The following is a 19025-nucleotide window of genomic DNA, read 5'->3' on the forward strand; positions in this document are numbered from 1 at the left end:
TTCCGGGTTCATGGGCGACACCTGCGTCCCGGACAACGGGAGAGTTGTCTCTCGCGCAGGGGCAAAGCCATGAATCTGTCAAAATTCTTCATCGATCGTCCGATTTTCGCCGGCGTTCTCTCTATCCTGATCTTCCTTGCCGGCCTGATCTCGCTGTTCGCGATGCCGATCTCGGAATATCCCGATGTCGTGCCGCCGTCCGTCGTGGTGCGCGCGACCTATCCCGGCGCCAATCCCAAGGTGATCGCGGAGACGGTGGCGACGCCGATCGAGGAGCAGATCAACGGCGTCGAGAACATGCTCTACATGTCGAGCCAGGCAACCACCGACGGCGCGATGACGCTGACGGTGACGTTCCGCCTCGGCACCGACCCCGACAAGGCGACGCAGCTGGTGCAGAACCGCGTGCAGCAGGCCGAGCCGCGCCTGCCCGCCGTGGTGCGCCAGCTCGGCATCATCACCAAGAAATCGTCGCCCGACCTCACCATGGTCGTGCACCTCTTGTCGCCGAACGGCCGCTACGACATGACGTATCTGCGCAACTACGCGGTGCTCAACGTCAAGGACCGGCTGGCGCGGATCGACGGCGTCGGCGACGTGCAGCTTTATGGTGCGGGCGACTATTCGATGCGGGTCTGGGTCGATCCGCAGAAGGCCGCCGAGCACGGCCTGACCGCGAGCGATATCGTCAAAGCGATCCAGGCGCAGAACGTCGAGGCCGCCGCCGGCGTGGTCGGCTCCTCCCCGAACGTCAGGGGTATCGACCTGCAACTGTCCGTCAATGCCGAAGGGCGGCTCGCGAACGAGGAGCAGTTCGGCGACATCGTGGTCAAGACCGGCGCGCACGGTGAAGTGGTGCGCTTGCGCGACGTCGCGCGCATCGAGCTTGGCGCGTCCGAATACGGCCTGCGCTCGCTGCTCGACAACAAGCAGGCGGTGGCAATCCCGATCTTCCAGGCGCCGGGCTCCAACGCGCTGCAGATTTCCGACAACGTCCGCGCCACCATGGCCGAGATCAAGAAGAACATGCCGGAGGGCGTGTCCTACCAGATCGTCTACGATCCCACCCAGTTCGTGCGCTCCTCGATCGAGGCTGTGATCCATACGCTGCTGGAAGCCATCGCGCTGGTGGTGCTGGTCGTGATCCTGTTCCTCCAGACCTGGCGCGCCTCGATCATTCCGCTGCTGGCCGTTCCGGTGTCGATCGTCGGCACCTTCGCCGTGATGCACGTGTTCGGCTTCTCCATCAACGCGCTCAGCCTGTTCGGTCTCGTGCTCGCGATCGGCATCGTCGTCGACGACGCCATCGTCGTGGTCGAGAACGTCGAGCGCAACATCGAGGCCGGGCTGTCGCCGCGCGATGCCACTTATCAGGCGATGCGTGAGGTCTCGGGGCCGATCATCGCGATCGCGATGGTGCTGATCGCGGTGTTCGTGCCGCTCGCCTTCATCTCCGGCCTCACCGGGCAGTTCTACAAGCAGTTCGCACTGACGATCGCGATCTCGACTGTGATCTCGGCCGTCAACTCCCTGACGCTGTCCCCGGCGCTGTCGGCGCTGCTGCTCAAGGGCCACAACGAGCCGAAGGACCGGCTGACGCTCATCATGGAAAAGAGCCTTGGCTGGTTCTTCCGCGGCTTCAACAAGGCCTTCACACGCTCCTCGGAGAACTACAGCGGCAGCGTCACCAGGGTGATCTCGGGCAAGGCCGCGGTGATGGGCCTCTACGCAGTGCTGGTCGGCCTCACCGCCCTCTTGTTCCAGCAGGTGCCGAGCGGCTTCGTGCCGGGCCAGGACAAGCAATATCTGGTCGGCTTCGCGCGCCTGCCCGATGGCGCGACGCTCGATCGCACCGAAGAGGTGATCCGCAAGATGAGCGACATCGCGCTGACCCAGCCCGGTGTCGAGAGCTCGGTCGCCTTCCCCGGCCTGTCGATCTCCGGCTTCACCAACTCGTCCAACGCCGGCATCGTGTTCTCGACACTCAAGCCGTTCGACGAGCGCAAGGATCCCTCGCTCAGCGGGCCCGCGATCGCGGCCGAGTTGAACAAGAAATATGCCGGGATCCAGGAAGCCTTCATCGCCATGTTCCCGCCGCCGCCGGTCAACGGCCTCGGCACCATCGGCGGCTTCAAGCTGCAGATCGAGGACCGTGCCGGTCTCGGCTATGAGGCGCTGAACGAAGCGACCAAGGCATTCATGGCGGCGATGCAGAAGGCACCGGAGATCGCCGGCGTGTTCTCGAGCTTCCAGGTCAACGTGCCCCAGCTGTTCGCCGATATCGACCGCACCAAGGCGCTCCAATTGGGCGTGCCCGTGACGGAGGTGTTTAACACGCTCCAGATTTACCTCGGCTCCTACTACGTCAACGACTTCAACAAGTTCGGCCGCACCTATTCCGTCCGCGTGCAGGCCGACGCACCGTTCCGCGCTCGCGCCGACGACATCAGGCAGCTGAAGGTGCGCTCGTCCTCGGGCGACATGGTGCCATTGTCGGCGCTGCTCAAGATCCGCCAGAGCGCGGGGCCGGAGCGCGCGATCCGCTACAACGGCTTCCTGTCCTCCGACATCAACGCGGCGGCTGCGCCCGGTTTTTCATCGGGCCAGGCGCAGGAAGCGGCGACGCGGATCGCAGCGGAAGTGCTGCCGCCGGGCTTTGCCTTCGAATGGACCGACCTGATCTATCAGGAGTTCATCGCCGGCAATTCCGGCATCTGGGTGTTCCCGCTGGCGATCCTGCTGGTGTTCCTGGTGCTGGCCGCCCTCTATGAGAGCCTGACCTTGCCGCTCTCGATCATCATGATCGTGCCGATGGGCCTCTTGGCAGCGATGTTCGGCGTCTGGATCTCCAAGGGCGATAACAATGTCTTCACCCAGATCGGCTTGATCGTGCTCGTCGGACTCTCCGCCAAGAACGCGATCCTGATCGTCGAATTCGCGCGCGAGCTCGAATTCGCCGGGCGTACGCCGATCCGCGCCGCGATCGAGGCCAGCCGGCTACGGCTGCGTCCGATCCTGATGACATCGATGGCGTTCATCATGGGCGTGCTGCCGCTGGTGCTCTCGACCGGCGCGGGCTCGGAGATGCGGCGCGCCATGGGTGTTGCCGTGTTCTCCGGCATGATCGGCGTCACCGTGTTCGGCCTGTTCCTGACGCCAGTGTTCTATGTGCTGCTGCGGACCGTCACCGGCATGAAGCCGCTGACGCATCACGGCAGCGACACCAGCGCGGCGCCGGTCCAGACTGTGGGTCACTAGATCAGGGAAATCCCCGAGAGCAGCAACAACACGGTCTCGACGCGATGAAAGGCGCTCGCGCCGAGCGCGGACCCGGCGACCCGCGCCATGATTTTTGCTTCGCAACATGATGCCACGCCCGCCGGAGGCGTACGGCGAAAGGGAATGGAGAAGGACCAGATGTAGCGGGTCCACGGCGCACAAAACAGGCCACGGGGTTCCCGGCGAAACCCCTTTCCCGATGCGACGAAACACGCCTGAAACAGATGGCCGGTTAAGTGGTTGTCAAAATAAATACAGGGACGGCCACCATGCAATTCTTCCTCGACATCATCCTGGATTACGCCTGCTGCCAGACTCTCGTCGCCCACCCGCTGCGGGAGGACGCGCTATGATCGAATTGATCTCTGCACTGCTCGCCCTTTGCAGCATCGGCGTCTTCGCGGCGCATGCGCTGGATGCCTACCGCACCACACACTTCTGACAGACATCGTTGCCGAGCTCGCTCCACCTCTCCGAAGGAGAGGTGGAGCCTCGTAGCCGGCACGAATCCATCCTCCCGGCGCTAGAATGGCCGCCGGTAAAAGTGCTCGGAATGCGTTGCAGCAGGAAACCGATTGGCGAGCGCAAGCGCGCCCCTTTCGTCGGTCTCGAGCGCAATCTTCTGCGCCAGCATCACGTCGCCGGGCACGAGGAAGCCTGACGGAACGAAGCACCATCCCATCGTCGCTCGGCCTTCATCGTCGACTTCGTGGACGTTGGCTGCGGTACCGTAGTGAATGCGATAAGTCTTGCCGGTGTCGCAGCCGACGACGTCGAAATACCGGTGCTGTTCGAATTGCGCGCGTTGAGCGGGCGCGAGCCATTCGGCGAGCAGCCGGCGGCCACGGGCATCCGGCGTGTTCTCGCCGAAGAAGCGCCGATAGAGTTCGCGCAGCGCGTGCAGACGCGCACGCGCCGGGCCGCGGAGCCAAACTGCCGCGATCATGATCAGCTCAGATCAACCGCCGACCAGGCGCGGATAGAACAGCGTTTCCTCCGCGGTCGGATCGAACGATCTGATACGGGTGACCTCGCCGGGTCCGGTTCGCAGCGCAGCGGTGAAGCCGGCTCCGGTCAGCTCCCGAAAGCGCCGTTCGGCTCGCGCCAGCGCTTCGGCATTGCCAGGATCAAACTCGTGGCGTGTATCGCCGGTCTGGTCCATCACAATCTGGGTTGCCATGTTGAGTCTCCTCATGCCCACCCCTGAACCTGATCAAAGCAAACGTCGTGCCGTCAGTTCCCGATGGCAACAACTTTCTCGCGCCGGCGCATCACGCCTTGCTGAACGACTTAGCGCGAGGCCGCTGCCCCACCTCCTTCGTCGATCTGCCGACCCATCAGCGCAATCGCCTTCTGATAGACCCCGGCCGCATTCCAAGCCTCGATAGCGGCGAAATTCGGCTCGCCCGGCTGGTAACCGGCTCCTGCGCGCCAACCATGGGCTTTAAGGAAATTCGCCGTCGAATTCAGCGCGTTGGCAGCCACATCGAGATTGCCGGTGCCATAGGCCAGGATGTTCTTGGGCATGAACTGGGTCTGGCCGACCTCGCCATGCATGGAGCCGCGGGTCGATCCCGACAGCGTGCCGCGGTCGATCAGCTTCAAGGCGGCATAGAGCTGGTCGGTGAAGAATTCGGGACGACGGCAGTCATAGGCAAGGGTCGCGATCGACGACAGCATGTTTTGGTTGCCGCGCTGGCTGCCGAAGCCGGTCTCCATGCCCCAGATCGCGATCAGCGGCCCCGGCGGGACCCCGTAGCGCTGCTGGATCGAGGCGAACAAGGCGGCCTGCGACTGCTTGAGCTGCCGTCCCTTGGCGACGATGGTGGTGGCGCCGCGCTTGGCAAGGAACTGGTCGAGTGTCAGCGAAAAGCTGCGCTGGCCGCGATCGGCTGCGATGGTTGCGCTGGCATAATTGGCCTGCATCAGGGCCGACAGCGCGGTCGGGCCGATGCCCTTGCCCTGCGCCTCCGCACCGAATTCGCGCTTCCAGGCCTCGAAGCCGGCGGGCGAGCTGCCGCATTGCGCGGCCTCGGCGGCGGGGGCCAGGCAACCAAGCAGCGCCATCGCGCCAAAAACCGCCCCCGCAACAGCCCTGCCCCTGATCATACCCACTGTCTCCCGTCCTGACCGATCCGGGCGCGATCTTACCCGCTCGAAAGCGCCGACTCCATGGCGCGATCATAGGACAATTCGAGGCCTTCCAGGTTGCCCTCCTTCCGCCACGTGTCGAGCAGCCGCAGGAACGCCACCGGCCCGCGCCAATATTGGCTGTTTCTTGCCGCGATCGGATCGAGCACGCCTTCATTGTTGTAATAGCCGGGCGTGCATTCGGCGAGATAGGTCTGGCGGCCGAGCGCGGCCTTGACGACCTCGTCGACCCAGGCCCTCTCGGCCGTGAGCGTCGGCTCCAGGGTCCGCGCTTTGCGCTTGCGCGCTTCTGCGATGACATAGGCAATGTGCTGCGACTGCTCGTCGATGATGTGCGGGAAGTTGGCGCTCTGGCCGGCCTGCACCGTGACGATCAGGAAGCAGTTCGGGAAACCGCGGCTGTAGAAGCCGTGCAGCGTCTTGACGCCGTCGCGCCAGCGCTCGGACAGGCTGGTGCCGTCGCGGCCATAGACCTCAAAGCCCATGCGGCGGGCGTAATCGGTGCCGACCTCGAAGCCGCTGGCATAGATCAGGCAATCGAGCTCATAGGCCTTGCCGTCGACCACGACCGCATTCTCGGTCATGCGCTCGACGCCCTGCCCTTTGCTGTCGACGAGATGCACGTTGGGACGATTGAACGTGTCGAGATATTCGTCGTGGAAGCACGGCCGCTTGCAGAACGCCTTGTACCAGGGTTTGAGCGCCGCCGCGGCCGCCTCGTCCTTAACGATCGCATCGACGCGGGCGCGGATCTCCTCCATCTTGCGGTAGTCGGCCTGCTCGATCACCCTGAGCGCCTCTTCCAGCGAGGTCACCGGCTGCGGCTGGCGACGCGGCGCCAGCAGGATCTCGCCGAGCAGACCGGTCCAGCCGTCCTGCACCAGATCCCGTTCGAACGGCTCGCCCGAGATCACGGCGGTGAAATTGTCCATGCGCTCGCGCTGCCAGCCCGGCCTGAGGCTTTGCGCCCAGGCTTGATCCGTCGGTCGGTCGTCGCGCACGCCGATCGCGGACGGTGTGCGCTGGAAGACGTAAAGCGCCTTTGCCGAACGGCCGAGATGCGGCACGCATTGCACGGCGGTCGCACCGGTGCCGATGATGCCGACGCGCTTGTCGGCAAGACCGGTGAGACCGCCCTCAGCAGTGCCGCCGGTGTAGTCATAGTCCCAGCGGCTGGTGTGAAAGCTGTGGCCTTTGAACGTCTCGATGCCGGGAATGCCCGGCAGCTTCGGCCGGCTCAGCGGTCCGCCGGCGAGAATGACGAAGCGCGCGCGAATGCGATCGCCGCGATCGGTCTCGACCAGCCAGCGCGCCTCCTGCTCCTGCCACTCCATCCGCGAGATGATGGTTTGAAACAGCGCACGCGCGTAGAGATCGAAATGACGGCCGATGCGGCGGGAGTGCTCGTAGATCTCCGGAGCCCGCGCGTATTTGCGCACCGGCATGTAGCCGGTCTCTTCCAACAGCGGCAGGTAGATGTAGCTCTCGGTGTCGCAGGCAGCTCCAGGGTAACGATTCCAGTACCAGGTGCCGCCGAAATCGGCGGCCTTTTCCACGATCCGGAAATCGTCGATGCCGGCCGCGCGCAGGCGCGCACCGCATAAGAGGCCGCCGAAGCCGCCACCGACGATGAGCACTTCGGTCTCTTCACTGACAGCTGCGCGTGTGAAGCCGGGATCAGCCCAGGGATCGTCGAGATAGCGAGCGAAATCGCCTGATACCTCGACATACTGTGCCTTGCCTTCGCTGCGCAAACGGCGGTCGCGCTCGTCGCGATAGCGCGCACGAAGGGCGGAGATATCGACCGTAGATTCGCCGGCAGCACTGGTCTTGTGTTTTTCCGCTGACATTCGTCTCCTCCACGGCAGACACCGCTGCGCCGGCCGTTCGCATGAAGTTAGCCCTGAAAAAGTCCGGCATGCAATCACGCGGCTTCTTTTTTGCGTGAACGTCGCGTGACGTTCCGTTAACCTCGCGCGCAATCACAAGCGTACGCCATGCAACGACGTGGCGTCTGGAGGAGACCATGCAGGGATTGATGATGGACATGCCGCTCCTGATCAGCGGCCTGATCCAGTATGCCGCCGACTACCACGGCGAGGCCGAGATCGTCGCGCGCGAGATCGAGGGCGATATCCATCGCTACACCTATGCTGACGCCCATCCGCGCATCAAGCGCATGGCGCTCGCCTTGAAGCGGCTCGGCATGAGATCCGGCGATCGCGTCGGCACGCTGGCCTGGAATACCCACCGCCATTTCGAGATGTTCTATGCCGCGCCCGGCATGGGCTATGTGCTGCACACCGTCAACCCGCGGCTGTTTCCCGAGCAGCTCGTCTACATCATCAATCATGCCGAAGACCGCTTGCTGTTCATCGACCGGGCCACGCTGCCGATCGTCGAGGCGATCGCGCCGCAACTATCGACGATCGAGGCCTACGTCGTGATGTCCTCGCGCGAGCGAATGCCGGAGACGAAGCTGGCGAACGTCCATTGCTACGAGGAGCTTCTGGACAAGGAGAACGAGGCCGGTTTTGCCTGGCCTGAGTTCGACGAAAAGTCCGCCTCCACCATCTGCTACACGTCCGGCACGACGGGCAATCCCAAGGGCGTGATCTATTCGCACCGCGCCGCGATCTTGCAGACCATGACCTGCTGCAATTTCGACTTCCTGCCGGGTCATGTCGAAGGCGTGCGCGAGGTGATGATGCCGATGGCGCCGCTGTTTCACGGCAACGGCTGGAACATGCCGTTCACTGCGCCCTATACCGGCTCCAAGCTGGTGCTGCCCGGCCGCAACTATGAGCCGGATAAGCTCTATGAGTTGCTCGAAGGCGAGAAGGTGACGCTGTCGGCGGGCGTGCCGAGCTTCTGGCTGATCCTGCTCGACTGGCTCGGGCGCACCGGCAACAAGTTCTCGACGCTGCGCGCAACGCTGTCGTCAGGCTCGGCCCCGCCGCGCGCGATGGTCGAGAAGCTCAAGCGCGACTACAATATCGACTACATCCAGGCCTGGGGCATGACCGAGGCCTTGGGCTGCTCGATGCCGGGCCTGCGGCCGGGCTCGGAGCACCTCAGCGACAAGGAGAAGTTCGACCGGCGCCAGGTGTCCGGCCGCGCCTGCTTTGGCACCGCCTTGCGCATCGTCGATGATGCCGGCAATGAATTGCCGCGTGACGGCAAGACCGTCGGCCATCTGCGTGCTCGCGGCCCGTGGGTCGCGTCCGGCTACATGAAGCTGGAGGAAGGCCTCGACCGCGACGGCTGGCTGATCACCGGCGACATGGCCGTGATCGACAGCCAAGGCCACGTCACGCTGACCGATCGTTCCAAGGACGTGATCAAGTCCGGCGGCGAATGGATCTCCTCGATCCAGCTCGAGGACGTCGCCTTGTCTCATCCCGATGTGCTTCAGGCCGCCGTGGTCGCAATATCGCACGACAAATGGCAGGAGCGCCCCCTGCTCCTCGTCGTCCGCAAGAAGGGAGCGACCGTCGACGGCAAGGCTCTGCTCGACCACATGCGCCCGAAGATTGCGAGCTGGTGGCTGCCGGACGCCGTCGAATTCCTGGACGAATTCCCGATGACCGGGACCGGCAAGGTGCTCAAATCGGCGCTGCGCGAGAAGTTCAGGGAATACCGCGTCGCTTGAACCGATGGCCGATCACGCCTGGGTTCATTCCGTGCGGTCTTCACCTTTTGGTCAATGCGCGGGCGATATAGCGGGATGTCGCTAACCCCTCATCGAGGATCCCATGGCGTTTTCCGGATTGGGCCTGCATCTCGGCAATCTCTCGCTTCTGTCGCATGCGCAGACGCGCTCGATCAGCCCCGAGAACTTTACCGGCGAGAAGGGCAAGGGCGGCATGTCCGTCGACGGCCCCGCGGCCCGTCAGGCCCGCGATCTCGGACAGGGTTGGAAGGTCTCGCCCTATGTCGTCATCGAGCCCGGCGCGACCTTCACGCTGGCCGACATCGAGGGCCAGGGCGCGATCCAGCAGATCTGGATGACGCTGGCGCGCGGGCGCCTGCGCCATTCGATCCTGCGCGTCTATTGGGATGACCAAACGCAGCCGAGCGTCGAATGCCCGGCCGGCGATTTCTTCGCCTGCGGTTGGGAAGAATATGCGCAGGTGTCCTCGCTCGCGGTCTGCGTCAATCCCGGCCGCGCCTTCAATTGTTATTGGGAGATGCCGTTCCGCAAGCGCGCGCGCTTCACGCTGGAGAACCGCAGCGAGGAGCAGCTCACGGTCTACTACCAGATCAACTACACCCTGACCGACGTGCCCGAAGATTGCGCCTATTTCCATGCGCAATTCCGCCGCACCAATCCGCTGCCCTACAAGGAGGTCTACACCATTCTCGATGGCGTCAGCGGCGCCGGCCATTACGTCGGTACCTACATGGCCTGGGGCGTCAACAACAATGGCTGGTGGGGCGAAGGCGAGATCAAGTTCTACATCGACGGCGACGGCGCATTCCCGACCATCTGCGGAACCGGCACCGAGGACTATTTTTGCGGCGCCTACAATTTCGATCCCTATGTCGCCCATTCCGGCCAGGGCCCGGCGCAGCAATCGCGCTACCAGGAGTTCACCACGCCCTATGCCGGCCTGCCGCAGGTGATCCGCCCCGACGGCGTCTACAAGTCGCAACAGCGCTTCGGCCTATATCGCTGGCACATCCCCGATCCCGTGCGCTTCCGCTCCGATCTGCGCGTGACCATCCAGGCACTGGGCTGGCTGCCCGGCGTCAAGGAGGCAAAATACCTGCCGTTGCAGGACGACATCGCCTCGGTCGCGTTCTGGTACCAGACGCTACCGACCGCGCCCTTCCCGAAGCTTCCGGGGCCCGATTATCTCGAAATCGGCTGATCCAGCCGACGTCCACCGATCAAGGAGATGAAAGATGCTCTACCCGATGTCGCCAAAAGTCGTCGAGCTCAAGCGCAAGCTCGAGAGCTTCATGGACCGGCACATCTATCCGAACGAGGACCGCTTCTATCGCGAGGCCGAAGAGCTCGGACCATGGAAGGTCTATCCCGTCGTCGAGGAGCTGAAGCCGCTGGCACGGGCCGAGGGGCTTTGGAATCTGTTCCTGCCGGAGTCGAACCGCGGTGCGGGTCTCACCAATCTCGAATATGCCCCGCTCTGCGAAGTGATGGGCCGCTCGCATCTGGCGCCCGAAGTATTCAACTGTTCGGCGCCCGACACCGGCAACATGGAGGTGCTGGAACGCTACGGCACCGAGAAGGACAAGGAGCGCTGGCTGAAGCCGCTACTCGCGGGCGAAATCCGCTCCTGCTTCGCCATGACCGAGCCGGCGGTCGCATCATCCGATGCGACCAACATCGAAAGCTCGATCGTGCGCGACGGCGACCATTACGTCATCAACGGACGCAAATGGTACACGACCAACGCGACCGACCCGCGCTGCAAGATCTGCATCTTCATGGGCAAGACCGATCCTGACAATCCGGACCGGCACAAGCAGCAATCCATGATCCTGGTGCCGATGGACACACCGGGCATCGAGGTGAAGCGTCCCCTCCCCGTGTTCGGCTTCTACGGCGTGCCCGACCGCGCCTCCGAGGTGGTCTTCACCAATGTGCGGGTTCCGAAGGAAAACATGCTGCTCGGCGAAGGCCGCGGCTTCGAGATCGCGCAGGGCCGTCTCGGCCCCGGCCGCATCCACCACTGCATGCGCTTGATTGGGCTGTCCGAACGCACGCTGGAAAAGATGTGCCGCCGCGTGCGCAGTCGCGTCGCCTTCGGCAAGCCGGTCTCGGAGCAGACCGTGACGCAGGAACGCATCGCGGAAGCCCGCATCATGATCGAGCAGGCCCGACTGCTGACACTGAACGCGGCTTACGCGATGGACACGGTCGGCAACAAGGTGGCGAAGGCCGAGATCGCGATGATCAAGGTCGCCGTGCCGAACATGGCCTGCCAGATCATCGACTGGGCCATTCAGGCCCATGGCGGCGGCGGCACCTCGAACGATTTCGGGCTGACGCAAGCCTACGCCACCGCACGGTTGCTGCGGCTCGCGGACGGGCCGGACGAGGTGCACAGGAACCAGATTGCGCGATTCGAGCTGAAGAAATACTCGAATGCCTAAGGAGGCGTTGGCTCATGGTGCTGGAGAATACGCATTGAGGATCGCAGTCTAATCGACGCTTGGCGGCTCCTGGATCGATGCAGACGCACGCGGCTTCGAAATTCCGTCGAGTATCGCTCCGAAGATTATGATCGGCAGATAGAATGCAAGCATGATCGTATTCCTCCTGCTGTGACAACCTTGACCTACAGGTCAAGTTCCTCAAATTGAAATTCGCCCGCCTCGGAACATTGTCGTCGTTTGCAATAGCTAGCGACCCGAACCGCAGCGAGTATCAGGAACGCATCGCATCAATCGCATGAGCGATCAGAACGACTGCGCTCGCGGCAATGAGAAACGCAACCAACCAACTCACGTCCGCCTCCAATCCCGGAAGTGAACGCGCTCATCCATGCACAGTCAAAAGCCATCGGCCTGGAACCGCTATTCAGCGGCTCGCTGATGCTTCGCAGCAACAAGTGCATCCGCTGTCGGCCCTATCGGCAGAATGCCAAAAGGAGCAACGTGCCGACGACGCAGGTTGCTAGGACTAAAAACCAAACGCCCATACAGCTTCCCCGACTCACATACGCCAGTCAGGATTAGCCCTACGATTTGGCATTGAAACGCTTGTTGCCGGTTTTCCCCAAGCCAAGCGTGATCAATCTGCTCGCTGCGTTAGTCCAATACCTCTATCGTCGTCGAACGTCGCGAATATCAGCGCTCGCTGGCGAGCGGCGCGCTGATCCTCAGCCCGGCGCACTGTCTTCACCTCTCCTTACGGGAGAGGTGAAAGCCGCCCTCGCCTCAGTTCACCACATAGACATCAGGATCGGCGCTCGAGCTCGGCTTCTTGAAGGCGTTGCGCAAGGCCGGCGACATCGGGACGTTGTAGTTGAGGCCGTTGGGCGGGGTCGGCGATTGCAGCCATTTCTTGTAGAGCACCTCGATCTCGGGGCTTGCATAGAGCTCCGCGGTCGCGCGATCGGCGAGTGCCTTGAACGGCGCATCCTCCCGCCGCAGCATGATCCCGTAGGGCTCCGGCTTCGAGAACGCTTCCTCGCTGATCATGTAGAGCTGCGGCTCCTTCGATCGCGCGATCGCGACCGCGAGCTGGACATCGTCGAGCGCATAGGCCTGCGCGCGGTCGGTCTCGAGCAACAGGAAGGCCTCGGCCTGATCCTTGGCCGGCATCACATTGATGCCGAGATTGCGTTCGGTGTTGACCTTGGCGAGCTGCGTCAGGTTGACCGAGCCGGCCACCGCCGTGACGGCCTTGCCCTTGAGATCGTCAATGGTGTTGATTTTGGTGGCCTTCTTCGCCGCGAATCGCGTCGCGCTGAGGAAGTGCGTGTTGGTGAAGGCGACCTGCTTCTGACGATCGGCATTGTTGGTGGTCGCCGAGCAATGCAGATCGAGCGTGCCGTTGACCATCAGCGGAATCCGGTTCGACGACGTCACCGCGAGCGTGTCGATGGCGATGTCGGGCATGCCGAGCTGCTTCTTCACGGCGTCGACGATCTTGAGACAGATATCCATGGCAAAGCCGACCGGCTTCTGGTTGCCGTCGAGATAGCTGAACGGGACCGAGGCCTCCTGATAGCCGAGCGTGATCTTCTTCGTCTCCTTGATCTTCTGGAGCGTGCCCGACAGGTCTTCGGCTGACGCTGCGCCCGCAAGACATGTCAGGGCCAGGATAATTGTGGGTAGACGCATCGGGTGCTCCTCAAGGCGCTTGCGCCTCCATGCCGGGCGCAATCACGAGCGTTGATAGCGCAGGCACACGCCAGCCGCCAGACGGGCTTGCGACTATCAGCTATCGCGGCTTTCGATACGATGCGCGGCAGTTCGTCTCCGCGTAAAGCGGGATTCGCCTCGGCCCCGAGAAGGGCTTACGCGTCGATGCCGCGCTGGAGCAGGATGCGCTCGGCACTGTCGTTCCAGACATCCATCTTAGTGATCTTGCCGTTCCGCACCACGAAGCGGTCGACGTAGCGGTTGCCTTCGAAGGCGGTCCCATCCTTCCATTCGCCATACAGCGTTCCGACGCTGTACACGATGGTCTCGCCATGACCCGGACAGACGTCGAACCGGTCCATCTTCTTCTTGACCCAGCGGTAGCGTTTGGCATTGAACGCGGTAGGCCCCCGGGGATGGTCGAACTCGCGGCCACCCGTGAACGTGATGATCGTGCCCGGCGCGACATAGGCTGCCGCGGCATCGGGATCAGGAATCATCGATGCCGTGAGATAGGCCTTCACGATCTCGGCGTCCGACAACGATCCGGTCTCGGCTTCGGCGGCTACGGACATGGCGCGTTCTCCTTACTTTGGCGGATACTATCGCCGACCTCTCGGAATGCATGCATATATTTTGAACATCTGCCCTGCTGCTCTGGGGCCCTCCGAGGCCTGTGTCGCGATTGACTGCGGCATTCTCCCGCCGCAAAAGTCGCTGCCATGAGCACGCAGACTGCCTTCGACCTGATCCTTCGCCGCGCGTTGTTGCGATCATCCGCCGCACCCGTCGATATCGGCGTGAAGGATGGCCGCATCGCCGCGATCGAACCGCGGCTCGTCTGCGACGCGGTCGAGGTTGATCTCGGCGGCCACCTGGCTTTGCCCGGCTTCGTCGATACTCACATCCATCTCGACAAGGCCTGCCTGCTCGGCCGCTGCGGGCATGACCACGGCAGCGTTTCGGACGCCATCCGCGCCGTTGCCGGGATGAAGCGCGAATTCACGGTCGAGGACATCTATTCCCGCGGTGCCTGGGTGCTCGAACGTGCGATCGTGCACGGCACGACGCGCATGCGCACCCATGTCGAGATCGATCCGCGCATCGCCTTGCGCGGCTTCGCGGCTGTCAAGGCGCTGAAGCGCGACTATGCCTGGGCGATCGACCTGTCGCTCTGCGTCTTCCCGCAGGAAGGCCTGACCAACGACCCCGGAGCCGAGGAGTTGCTGATCCAGGCGCTGCGCGACGGCGGCGAGGTGATCGGCGGCTGTCCCTATACGGACACCGACCCGATCGCCCATCTCGAACGCATTTTCGATCTCGCGCAGGAATTCGATATCGACGTCGACCTCCATCTCGACTTCGATCTCGATCCCTCCTGGTGGCATCTCGATGAGGTCTGCCGCCAGACCGAGCGGCGCAACTATGGGGGGCGTGTAGCGATCGGTCACGCCACCAAGCTCTCGGCGTTGCCGCCCGAGCGGATGAAGGCTGCCACCGCGCAGCTGGCGACGTCAGGCGTTGCCGTCACCGTGCTGCCCGCGACCGATCTCTATCTGATGGGGCGCGAGGCCACCCACAATGCGCCGCGCGGACTGACGCTCGCCCACAAGCTCGCAGGCAACGGCGTGTTGTGCTCGGTCGCCACCAACAACGTGCTCAATCCCTTCACGCCGTTCGGCGACGCTTCGCTGCTGCGGATGGCGAACTTCTACGCCAATGTCGCGCACGCCTCGGTGAGCGATTTCGACACCTGCCTCGATCTCGTGACCGAGCTGCCGGCACGGCTGATGAACCTTGCCGATTACGGCATCAAGGTCGGCAACCCCGCCGATCTCGTCGTGCTCGATACGCGAGACAGCCGCTTCGCCATCGCGGAGCTGCCTGACGTCCTGATGGGCTTCAAGGCTGGCCGACAGACATTTGAGCGGCAGCGGCCGAATCTGTTCCGCCCCCGGAGCTGACGTCGCGACGCCGTCCATTCACAGGCAAGGCCGGCTCGCCGCGTCCAGCGGTAAGATTGTCGGGATGCGGGCCTGGAGATTGACCGCTTCCGTTCAATCATACCACCGATCCAGCGAGTCCAGTAGAATCCCGGACCGTAGCCCCACGCGTTGCAAGGCGCACCGCGCTGACCATAACTACGACTTTGCACTGATCATTTGCGTGCGATCGGGAAAGTATGGATATGTTCAGCGCATTCAGCAGCATCGACTATCATTCCATCCAGGCCAGAACGCCCACCGATCGCGCGGTGAAGCGGCTCGACGGCATCGGCCTTGTTCTGTCGGATCTCGATATCTCGGGAATCCAGACACAGGACGACGTCACCCGTACGCTCTGGACGCTCGACGCTGCCAACAAATGCGTTCGCGCGGTGCTGGCCGAATTCCGCACGCAACCGGCCACGGAGCAGCTCGCCCGCAAAGCACGAAATCTCATCGACCTGATCGAACGCGCCCGCGACCAGGTCGTGAGCTTCCAGGCCGGCGATGCGGTCGTAGGCTAATTATTTTGGGCGATTGATCTTCGCGAGGATCCGGTCCGCCTCGGTGCGCCAATCGGCGCTGCGGGCGAATTCCTTGGTGCCCCTGGCGCCGAACAGCCCTTCATCGGTGAGATCGGCCACCCAGGCCTGCCGCTCGGCCGTGCCCTGCGCCGACCACGGCGTCAGTCCCGCCTCGCGTACGGTCTCGGCGACCTCACGCACCTCTTCGGCGCGACGGCGGCCGTGCTCGATCACGCGCTGGAAGAAATAAGCACCCTGCTTCTCCCAATTGAAGCCGGGAAAGGTTTCCGCGAGCGACGCCAGCACGGCATCCTCCACGCCATAGGCACGCGCCGTGGTGAAACTTTCGATGACCATGGCCTCCAGGCCCTTGATCATGATGCTGCGGCACATCTTCACCGCCGAGGACACACCGAGCTTGTCGCTGGCAACCTTCGCCGCAAAGCCGATCGCATTCAGAAGCGGCGCGAGCTCTCGCGCGCCGGGACCGCCGAGCAGCAGCGGCACCTTGATGCGATACGGTGGCACCGACGTCATCACCGCACCCTCGACATAGCGGCCGGCAGCGCCATCGATCAGCGCAGCAGCGCGCTGCTTGGCGCCCGGTGAAGCCGAATTGAAGTCCAGGAACCAAGTGCCCTGGTTGACCGCGGCCGCGCAGGCTTTTGCTACCGGAACAGCCTGGCTTGCCGTGACTGCCGAGACGATGAAATCGGATTTCGCGGTCAGCTCGGCATGAGAGGCTGCAAGCACCACACCGAATTTCGCCGCATGCTCCTGCAGCGAAGCGCCCTGCTCGCCTCCGAGCTTGATGTCGTAGGCGGCGACCTTGATGTCCTGCTGGCGCAAATCCTCGGCCAAGATCCTGCCGACCTCGCCATAGCCGACCAGCCCGATCTGCCATCGCCTCGGATCTGCCATCAGTTCAATCCTCGTGTCGTTTCGTCGAAGAGCTCCTCGACCGCGTAGCGGCGCGGGATCAGCGCCTGCTGGAACGCGTAGTCGACGATCAGCTCCAACGGCTTCTTGTTCGCTTCGATGCCAAACGGAATCAGGTCCGGCGAAGCCGCGGGCCCCGCCAGCTCCTTGTTCCGCTTGAGCAGATCATAGACGCCTGCGACCACGTCGGGGCGTGATTTGGCGAGCTGCTCGGTCACGACCACGAGATGATTGACCGGCACGACGCCGCGCCGGGCGTACCACTTGGCGGCTTCCGCGGCCGGATCAGGGAATAGCGGCTTCAGCTTGGGATCGTTGGAGGTCTCGCCGAGGACGGCATCGAGCTCGCCGTCGAGCAGCATCTGCAGGATCTTCTTGTCCTTCGGGGCGCGCTCGGTGGTGTCGACATATTCGGCGACGTGCGGATCCTCGAACGTCACCCAGCGGATATTGTCGAGATTGACGCCGTAGTCGTTGGCGAGGATGCCCCTGATCCAGGCGCCGGTCGTGGTCGTGAAGGAGCGGATGCCGACGCGCTTGCCTTCGAGGTCGGACGGGCCGAGCGTTCCTCGCGCGGGATTGTAGAGCGCGTAGGCATGCTGGAAACGGCCGAGCATGGTGGCCGGCAATAGCATCAGCGGCTTGCCGTGCGCCTTCGCCATCAGATAGGTGACGATTGCCATCTCGCAGACGTCGAAGGCCTGTTCGCGCACCATCGGCTTGAATGCCGTGTTGGTCGGCGCGTATTCGACGAAGTCGAGGTCGAAAAGGTCGGAGCGGAGCTCGCCGCTCTTCACCGCCCGGACATGAGGGTGACTGCCGAGCACGGCCTTCAGCTTGAGACGTTCCATCCGCCCGCTCCCGCCGTTACCTCAGACGTCCTCGGGACTGTCGACATAGACGAGGCCGGCTTTCGCCAGCGCCTCGCGCATGCTGTACATGTCGAGGCCGAGCTCGCCCGAGGCGAGACGCGTGCGCTTGCCGCCTTCATCGGCATTGCGTTTCTTCGCCTTCTCGGCGACTTCGGCCGCGTACCGCTTCGGCACGACGACGACGCCGTCGTCGTCGGCCACGATGATGTCACCGGGATCAACATTGACGCCGGCGCAGACCACGGGGACATTGACCGAGCCGAGCGTGGCCTTCACCGTGCCCTTGGCTGAGACCGCGCGCGACCACACCGGAAACTTCATCTCGTGCAGCGCTTTGACGTCGCGGCAACCGGCATCGATGATCAATCCCTGCACGCCGCGGGCCTGGAGCGAGGTCGCCAGCAGCTCGCCGAACATTCCGTCAGTGTTGTCGGTGGTGCAGCCGACGACGAGGATATCGCCCTTTTTGCACTGCTCGACCGCGACATGGATCATCCAATTGTCGCCGGGCTGCGCCAGCACGGTGACCGCGGGGCCGGCAATCGCCGCGCCCGGCCAGACCGGCCGCAAATACGGCTTCATCAGGCCAATGCGGCCATAGGCCTCGTGCACGGTCGAGACGCCGTACTCCGCCATTCCGGCGGGATCGGCACGCGTGATGTTGCGAACGACGACCGGCTTCATGCGAGTTCCTCCGCAACGGTCGGAAACAGACGTTGATAGGCCTCGCCATAGGTCATGGGCACGCCGGTGTTGCGGCTGCCCTGGATGCCGCGGTTGAGCGCGACGCGCTCGTAATAGCCCCAGAGATGCTTCTGCGCGGCCAGGATCTGGAACGCCTCGTACTTCTCCTTCCAGACCTCGTCGATCTTGAGGAGCAGGTCCGGCTTGTAATTGCACTGCTCCGGCTGGTGCGGCTCGAACAGGAACACCGGCGGCGCCGAATATTTGTACTGCGCACCGGGCTTGTGGCCCATCGCCTGCGCGACCACCCGGGTCTCCTGCGCGAAATGCGCGGCGTTTGGATGGTCGAAATTATAAGGGTCTTCCAGTGCGTGGGTCAGCACGAAGCTCGGATTGAGCTCGCGGTAAATGTCGACCATGCGGTCGAAATGCGCCTCGGTGAGTTTCAACGGATAGTCGCCGCAATCGAAGAACTCGATCTCGGCACCTAACAGCTTTGCTGCCCGCTCCGCCTCGTCCTTGCGACCGGCCTTGACCGATTCCAGCGTCGCCCCCTTCTCCTTCCAGGCGAACTGGCTCTCGCCGCGCTCGCCGAAGGACATGCACACGATCTTCATGCGATAGCCTTTCTTCGCATGCAGCGCGATGGCGCCGCCGGCGCGCCAGACGAAATCGCCGGGATGGGCGGTGATCACGAGACCGGTTTTCATGGGACAAATTCCCCTCTTTCGTTCGTACGCATCATAGGCAGTCTG

General features: G+C 63.4%; 17 protein-coding genes. 6 read left to right on the forward strand and 11 right to left on the reverse strand.

Annotated features, from left to right (window positions below; translation table 11 throughout):
• Nucleotides 1-69: 69 nt before the first annotated feature.
• Nucleotides 70-3258: an efflux RND transporter permease subunit gene (locus ACNJX8_RS24990; RefSeq protein ID WP_439357112.1), complete on the forward strand. Its 3189-nt coding sequence runs from the start codon at nucleotides 70-72 to the stop codon at nucleotides 3256-3258.
• Here the strand turns inward: ACNJX8_RS24990 and ACNJX8_RS24995 are convergent.
• The 5 genes from ACNJX8_RS24995 to ACNJX8_RS25015 all read right to left on the reverse strand — a co-directional run bounded on the left by ACNJX8_RS24995 (nucleotide 3255) and on the right by ACNJX8_RS25015 (nucleotide 7280).
• Nucleotides 3255-3608 (reverse strand): hypothetical protein, encoded by a 354-nt coding sequence (locus tag ACNJX8_RS24995; RefSeq protein ID WP_439357113.1) that lies wholly within the window; start codon nucleotides 3606-3608, stop codon nucleotides 3255-3257. The two genes, ACNJX8_RS24990 and ACNJX8_RS24995, sit on opposite strands and share 4 nt — an antisense overlap.
• A 194-nt stretch (nucleotides 3609-3802) precedes the next feature.
• A complete protein-coding gene (locus ACNJX8_RS25000) occupies nucleotides 3803-4225 on the reverse strand; it encodes a hypothetical protein (RefSeq protein ID WP_128934424.1) in 423 nt (140 codons plus the stop codon).
• 12 nt (nucleotides 4226-4237) lie between these two features.
• A complete protein-coding gene (locus tag ACNJX8_RS25005; protein ID WP_091888574.1) occupies nucleotides 4238-4459 on the reverse strand; it encodes a hypothetical protein in 222 nt (73 codons plus the stop codon).
• A 110-nt stretch (nucleotides 4460-4569) separates the two neighbouring features.
• On the reverse strand, nucleotides 4570-5388 hold the full coding sequence (locus ACNJX8_RS25010) for a lytic murein transglycosylase (RefSeq protein ID WP_128934425.1): 819 nt from the start codon (nucleotides 5386-5388) through the stop codon (nucleotides 4570-4572).
• Between the two features lie 38 nt (nucleotides 5389-5426).
• Nucleotides 5427-7280, reverse strand: coding sequence for a flavin-containing monooxygenase (locus tag ACNJX8_RS25015; RefSeq protein ID WP_439357114.1), 1854 nt, complete (start codon nucleotides 7278-7280; stop codon nucleotides 5427-5429).
• Nucleotides 7281-7456: 176 nt separating this feature from the next.
• On the opposite strand from ACNJX8_RS25015, the gene ACNJX8_RS25020 reads away from it, so the two are divergent.
• The 3 genes from ACNJX8_RS25020 (at nucleotide 7457) to ACNJX8_RS25030 (ending at nucleotide 11550) form a co-directional block, all read left to right on the forward strand.
• Nucleotides 7457-9082 carry a long-chain fatty acid--CoA ligase gene (locus ACNJX8_RS25020; protein ID WP_439357115.1) on the forward strand — a complete coding sequence of 542 codons (1626 nt, stop codon included), beginning with the start codon at nucleotides 7457-7459 and terminating at the stop codon, nucleotides 9080-9082.
• A 103-nt stretch (nucleotides 9083-9185) separates the two neighbouring features.
• Complete coding sequence (locus tag ACNJX8_RS25025; protein ID WP_439357116.1) at nucleotides 9186-10304, forward strand: glycoside hydrolase family 172 protein; 1119 nt, start codon at nucleotides 9186-9188, stop codon at nucleotides 10302-10304.
• A 34-nt stretch (nucleotides 10305-10338) separates the two neighbouring features.
• Nucleotides 10339-11550 (forward strand): acyl-CoA dehydrogenase family protein, encoded by a 1212-nt coding sequence (locus ACNJX8_RS25030; RefSeq protein WP_128938586.1) that lies wholly within the window; start codon nucleotides 10339-10341, stop codon nucleotides 11548-11550.
• A gap of 786 nt (nucleotides 11551-12336) precedes the next feature.
• Here ACNJX8_RS25030 and ACNJX8_RS25035 read toward each other — a convergent pair.
• Together ACNJX8_RS25035 and ACNJX8_RS25040 are read right to left on the reverse strand one after the other, a co-directional pair.
• A complete protein-coding gene (locus ACNJX8_RS25035) occupies nucleotides 12337-13245 on the reverse strand; it encodes an amino acid ABC transporter substrate-binding protein (protein WP_439357117.1) in 909 nt (302 codons plus the stop codon).
• A gap of 176 nt (nucleotides 13246-13421) precedes the next feature.
• A complete protein-coding gene (locus ACNJX8_RS25040; RefSeq protein WP_439357118.1) occupies nucleotides 13422-13841 on the reverse strand; it encodes a nuclear transport factor 2 family protein in 420 nt (139 codons plus the stop codon).
• Nucleotides 13842-13988: 147 nt separating this feature from the next.
• Between ACNJX8_RS25040 and ACNJX8_RS25045 the strand changes: the two genes are divergently transcribed.
• Entirely contained in the window at nucleotides 13989-15230 is a 1242-nt protein-coding gene (locus ACNJX8_RS25045) for an amidohydrolase family protein (RefSeq protein WP_249761061.1), read from the forward strand.
• A 224-nt stretch (nucleotides 15231-15454) separates the two neighbouring features.
• Nucleotides 15455-15775, forward strand: a complete 321-nt coding sequence (locus tag ACNJX8_RS25050) for a hypothetical protein (protein WP_164934459.1) — start codon at nucleotides 15455-15457, stop codon at nucleotides 15773-15775.
• Here the strand turns inward: ACNJX8_RS25050 and ACNJX8_RS25055 are convergent, their stop codons facing one another.
• The 4 genes from ACNJX8_RS25055 to ACNJX8_RS25070 are packed head-to-tail and all read right to left on the reverse strand — an operon-like array spanning nucleotide 15776 to nucleotide 18980.
• A complete protein-coding gene (locus ACNJX8_RS25055) occupies nucleotides 15776-16696 on the reverse strand; it encodes a DUF1932 domain-containing protein (RefSeq protein ID WP_439357119.1) in 921 nt (306 codons plus the stop codon).
• Nucleotides 16696-17565, reverse strand: a complete 870-nt coding sequence (locus tag ACNJX8_RS25060; RefSeq protein WP_128934435.1) for a hypothetical protein — start codon at nucleotides 17563-17565, stop codon at nucleotides 16696-16698. Before ACNJX8_RS25060 ends, ACNJX8_RS25055 begins: the two co-directional genes overlap by 1 nt.
• Before the next feature lie 21 nt (nucleotides 17566-17586).
• Nucleotides 17587-18270: a 4-carboxy-4-hydroxy-2-oxoadipate aldolase/oxaloacetate decarboxylase gene (locus ACNJX8_RS25065; protein ID WP_128934436.1), complete on the reverse strand. Its 684-nt coding sequence runs from the start codon at nucleotides 18268-18270 to the stop codon at nucleotides 17587-17589.
• Nucleotides 18267-18980 (reverse strand): PIG-L deacetylase family protein, encoded by a 714-nt coding sequence (locus tag ACNJX8_RS25070; RefSeq protein WP_027517331.1) that lies wholly within the window; start codon nucleotides 18978-18980, stop codon nucleotides 18267-18269. Before ACNJX8_RS25070 ends, ACNJX8_RS25065 begins: the two co-directional genes overlap by 4 nt.
• Nucleotides 18981-19025: the final 45 nt, after the last annotated feature.

Origin of the sequence: Bradyrhizobium sp. SPXBL-04, from assembly GCF_051853035.1 — a bacterium.
Taxonomy (GTDB): domain Bacteria; phylum Pseudomonadota; class Alphaproteobacteria; order Rhizobiales; family Xanthobacteraceae; genus Bradyrhizobium; species Bradyrhizobium zhanjiangense.